The 4,268-nt window shown below is 62.6% G+C and carries 7 protein-coding genes; 1 reads left to right on the forward strand and 6 read right to left on the reverse strand.

The genetic code is table 11. The features are described from left to right. Positions 1–95 precede the first annotated feature (95 nt). Genes AAFN84_RS24730 through AAFN84_RS24750 form a run of 5 tightly spaced genes read right to left on the reverse strand, consistent with a single transcriptional unit; the run spans position 96 to position 2,901 of the window. Positions 96–386, reverse strand: a complete 291-nt coding sequence (locus tag AAFN84_RS24730) for a hypothetical protein (protein WP_347517403.1) — start codon at positions 384–386, stop codon at positions 96–98. Continuing rightward, positions 383–847, reverse strand: coding sequence for a hypothetical protein (locus AAFN84_RS24735; RefSeq protein WP_347517404.1), 465 nt, complete (start codon positions 845–847; stop codon positions 383–385). The genes AAFN84_RS24730 and AAFN84_RS24735 overlap by 4 nt, the downstream gene beginning before the upstream one ends. Positions 848–854: 7 nt before the next feature. Beyond that, entirely contained in the window at positions 855–1,418 is a 564-nt protein-coding gene (locus tag AAFN84_RS24740) for an SPRY domain-containing protein (protein ID WP_347517405.1), read from the reverse strand. Further along, on the reverse strand, positions 1,415–2,515 hold the full coding sequence (locus tag AAFN84_RS24745) for a hypothetical protein (protein WP_347517406.1): 1,101 nt from the start codon (positions 2,513–2,515) through the stop codon (positions 1,415–1,417). The genes AAFN84_RS24740 and AAFN84_RS24745 overlap by 4 nt, the downstream gene beginning before the upstream one ends. A gap of 2 nt (positions 2,516–2,517) precedes the next feature. Next, entirely contained in the window at positions 2,518–2,901 is a 384-nt protein-coding gene (locus tag AAFN84_RS24750) for a hypothetical protein (RefSeq protein ID WP_347517407.1), read from the reverse strand. A gap of 71 nt (positions 2,902–2,972) precedes the next feature. On the opposite strand from AAFN84_RS24750, the gene AAFN84_RS24755 reads away from it, so the two are divergent. After that, a complete protein-coding gene (locus tag AAFN84_RS24755; protein WP_347517408.1) occupies positions 2,973–3,251 on the forward strand; it encodes a hypothetical protein in 279 nt (92 codons plus the stop codon). A gap of 6 nt (positions 3,252–3,257) precedes the next feature. On the opposite strand, the gene AAFN84_RS24760 is transcribed toward AAFN84_RS24755, so the two are convergent. Continuing rightward, the coding region (locus AAFN84_RS24760; RefSeq protein ID WP_347517409.1) for a hypothetical protein at positions 3,258–4,268 on the reverse strand (1,011 nt) is incomplete at its 5' end.

A 4,268-nucleotide genomic window follows, 5' to 3' on the forward strand; every position in this document is an offset into this window, starting at 1 on the left:
GGCGCAAAGGTCGCGCGCAGGAGGCCGGGGGGCGGCGGTGCGCCATCCCCCTGCCCGAGTGCGTTTTGCCCGAGAGCGCCGTGACCAAGCATGCTTTAGAGCACGATCGCGTCGAGAGGCGGGTTGTCGAGCATGGCTTGGACCATTGCGGCATTCTTGGCCACGTCATTGGTGACCAGATTGCCATGGCCGGCCCAATCCGGGTGCAGATCGAAATCCGCCATGACCGCCGGGCCAGACAGGCTGGCGAACGCAAGGAACGGCTGGCCGACGCCCGGCATCTGGCGAAGCGTCATGGCAACCATGGTGATGTTGTCGACCGCGAGCGCGGTGCGCAGCGTGCCGACAGGATATTCGCAGACGACTCTCATTTGGTCCTCGCTCATTTTGATCTCACGATGTTGATGGAAAACTCTGATGGATCGACGGGCACTCCCCCGTCCGTCACGCACAGCTCGACATAGTCCGTGGACCGCGACGAGATGTTGATCTGCCCCGACGATGCGCTGACGTAGGTGGCATAGGAAAGGTCGGGCTGTGCATCGGAGAAGAACAGCCAGTAGATTCCGACATCGATGGGAAACGCCATGCCGATGCCGGAAGCGGCCCCTACAGCCTCGATCCAGCCATTGGAGATTGTGAAGACGCCGGAGGCCACGATCGACGGCACCGGAGGAGACGGCGGGACCGGCTCGGGCTCGGGCGGCACATACTCGACAAAGCCGAGCGCGATGATGTCCTGCGCATCGACGGTCTTCCACCACACGCGGGGATATTGGATGCCGTCCAAGGTGAAGGCTGCCGGGCTCAGGAAGCCGGCAAGGTCGGGATGGGTGTAGCGGGTCATGATCAGCCTACAGGTAAGTGAAGGGGCCGGAGAAATTGGCGGTGAGGATCGTGTTGGAGGTGAACCCGCCCATCGGGAAAATGGGTCCCGCCATCGTGTCGATGCCGCCCGTGCCCGCGTCAGGATCGGCGGAGTTCTGCCAGACGCCGTTTTTCGAGAAGTAGACCTTGAGATTGTCGATATCGACCAGCACGCCGATCACATCGCCGGTTGTGTAGCTGTCGAGCACCGCGACAGTGCCGTTCTTTCTCACCGATCCGTTGTTCTGATAGCCCATGCCGTCGTCGTTTGCGTTCCCGGGGTAGGTATTCGTGGGAGCTGCCGCATTGCCGAGGCCTACGTAAGGATTACCTGCGTCTGTGGTGATCTCCCAATAGACCCTGCCGGACGAGGCTGAATTCGTAGCCCTTGCGCCACGCGCGGCACTGATGCCAATGAGAGACGCTGTCAGGTTCCCGTTCGAAAGCGAAATCGCCGCATCCTTATCGCTCGGGTTCCACGTGCCTTCGATCGGCAGGAAACCCACACCACCCTGCATCATCAGCGGACGCATCATACCGGGGAGGATCATGCCTCCCTCGCTTTCCACGTCACGTCGATATCCGTAGTGGAGCGGGCAATGAGAGTGACCAGAATCCCCATGGAGCTGGTGACGGTTTCCTCAGGAAGCGGGCCGGCATAGTTGGAGCCCCACGATAGCACCCGCTCAGTGGCGCTGTTGCCGAACACCCAGAACGATCGCGTCGTGCCCGGCTGCACGTTGGTCGGATTGCCGATGGTCCGGTTGGCCGTGACTACGAGATTAGCATTGATGAACGCGTCCCAGTCGATCGCGACCGTCGTGGCATCGGTCAGCGTGCCTAGAGCCGACGCGCTTTCGATCTGGTCCGTGGTGATGACCTTGCCGGCTGTCGCGGCTCGCAATTCCGCATCGGTAGCGAGCTCAACAACGCCGGTCGCGGACGTGGTCGCGTTCTGCTTCAGAGCATCAAATGCAGCAGAAGCCGAAGATTGGCCCGTACCGCCGTTCGTGATAGCAAGATCGGTGCCGGACCAGTTGCCATTGTTGATGCTGTTCGCCGTAGACAGAGACCCAAGCGTCTCGAATTTGTCGCGCACCGCGTTCTTGGTAGGAGCGTCGGTGTCGCCGTTCCAAGAAGTGGCGTTATAGGCCGTGTCCGAGACAACCGGTATCGTGGGCTTGCCCGACAGGTCATCGTAGTCGCCAGATGTTGCGACGGGCGCCAAATCCCCCGGCTGCACCGCGCTATCGGCCAGCGAGCCTTGAGCGGCTGTGGCGAATGCGCCTATATCCTCCGCAGCGGCGGTGCCAAGCGTCGGCTTGTTGGCCAGGTCGTTATAATCGCCCGTGAAGAAATCAGCCGCCAGCGGCGTGATGAACACCTCGGCAAGACCGGACAGGCTGATCGCCGCGTCGGCGTTGGTGCTGTTCACCACCGTGCGCGTCAGCGTCGTGCCGCTCGACGTGTAGACGCCGGTCCCGACCTCGCGCGCCGTGCCATCCTCGATCGCGTAGCTGACGGTCTGGCCGTTCGTGATGCCGGCCTCCGCGAAGGTCAGGAACCCATCGACCGCCTCGCCGAGCGTGATCGTACCCGTGCCGGTCGTCGCGGTCGTCATCCGCGCCATATTGGCGAGCACAGCCATGATCAGGCGCCCGGATAGGAGATGATGGACGACGTCAGTTCGACCGGCTGATCTTCCGTGATCGAGACGTTGCCCAGCTCGATATCGGCGCCACTGCCTGTCAGCCCGACCGTCAGGCCGGAGATGTCGATATTGCCGCCGGAATCCTTGAAGCGCGCCGCCGTGGCATTGACGCCCGCGCCAGCGGCTGCGGTCCCCACCACTTCGGTCGCGTCGAAGGCGACTTCCCAGTCATCGCCGTCGATCGTTCCGCCCGTGTCGGTCAACTGGAACACGGCAAGCACCGCATTGCCGGCCGAGATCAGCTCGAGCGTGCCGTCCGCGACAAGGTCCCGCAATGCGGTAAGGATCGCCGTCCTGCCGGACGCCGAAGGATTGACTGCCATGGCTGGCGCTCCTGTTTGGTAGGTCGACTCCCGTCAGGCGGCATGGTTCGATGCCGGCCGGAGATGGGAGGATGAAAATGGAAACTTCGGTCAAACTGGCGGTCATCGACCGTGAGATCATCAAAGGCTACAGCAACGAGGAATATGCCACGCTACGCGACCGCGACAGGGACGGCAGTCTCGTCATGGTGCGCTACCGTTTCTCTGTCGATGGCGATCACTTCCCTGTTCAGGTTCTAATAGATACTGCCGGAATGAGAGACGATGAGATCATACCAGCCGCTAGGAAGCGCGTCCGCGAAGTCCTCGCTGCCGCGCTTGCTCACGTGGAAGAAGACTGGGACGATTAGAGCTCCTTACGGACGAGACCCCGCCAGCTTCTGCTGGGTGACCGCCTCCTCGCGTTGATCATTGCCCTGCTTGAGCAAGGTAACCGTCTGATTGCCGGTGGACGCCATAGCCGTGGCGAGCCGCGCATTTTCCGCCTTGAGCCCGCGCATATCCTCGCGCAACGCCTGAAGCTCGCGCACGACCGCGCCATTGTCATTCCCCGGCAGCGAGCGATTGGTGTTCATGTAGGCGAGGTTTTCCGCGCCGATATTGCGCATGGCAGGCGCCGTCAGAACGCCCTCACCGCCGGCAAGCGCAATCGATCCACCACCGGCATAACGCGCGAGCACGCTGTCCACGTTGAACATGCCGTTGCCGACGACACCGCCGTTCGCATAGGCCCCGACGATGCCGCCATAGCGCATTGCGCCATGAGCCTTCGCCCATTCCATGTCCGCGCGGATCGTATCCATGCTCTTGGTCGTGCCAGCCCACCAGCCGACTTCCGACGAAGAGCCGGCGCGCCCGAGGATCGATTGATAGAGCGCCGCGATCTCGGCAGTGCGCGTCTCGGCGCCCGAGTTTTTCGCAGCGTCGATCTGGTCCTGCAGAGCCTTGTCACGCACCGAGACGGCACCGGCCAGTTCGGCAATCGCCGCCTCGACCGACAGCACGCTGTCGTTGATCGTGATCCAGCCCGAGACGAGGTCTTCAAGCGCCGTGAGCTGCTGCTGTGCTTCGGTTAGCTGCCGGCCGGCCTTGCTCTCGACACCGGCTAGGGTCTGGTCGATCTCGTTCCAGATCGCAGCATAGGCCGCGCTCGAGGCGTAATAGGCCTTGGCCTCGTCGAGCGCCGATTGACTGACGCTGGTGAGCTTCTCCTGCGCCGCGATGGCGTCTTCACCCTCGCCACCCGCAAGGGCAGCTGTCTCGCGGAACTGCTTGAGCGCTTCTTCCATCTGGTCGCGCTGCCCGAGCGGCGAGGAAGCGGAAAGCCGCATCTCGTCGCGGAATTCCTTGATCCGGTCGGTGAAGTT

It is taken from the genome of Mesorhizobium sp. CAU 1741 (assembly GCF_039839275.1).
Classification (GTDB): domain Bacteria; phylum Pseudomonadota; class Alphaproteobacteria; order Rhizobiales; family Rhizobiaceae; genus Aerobium.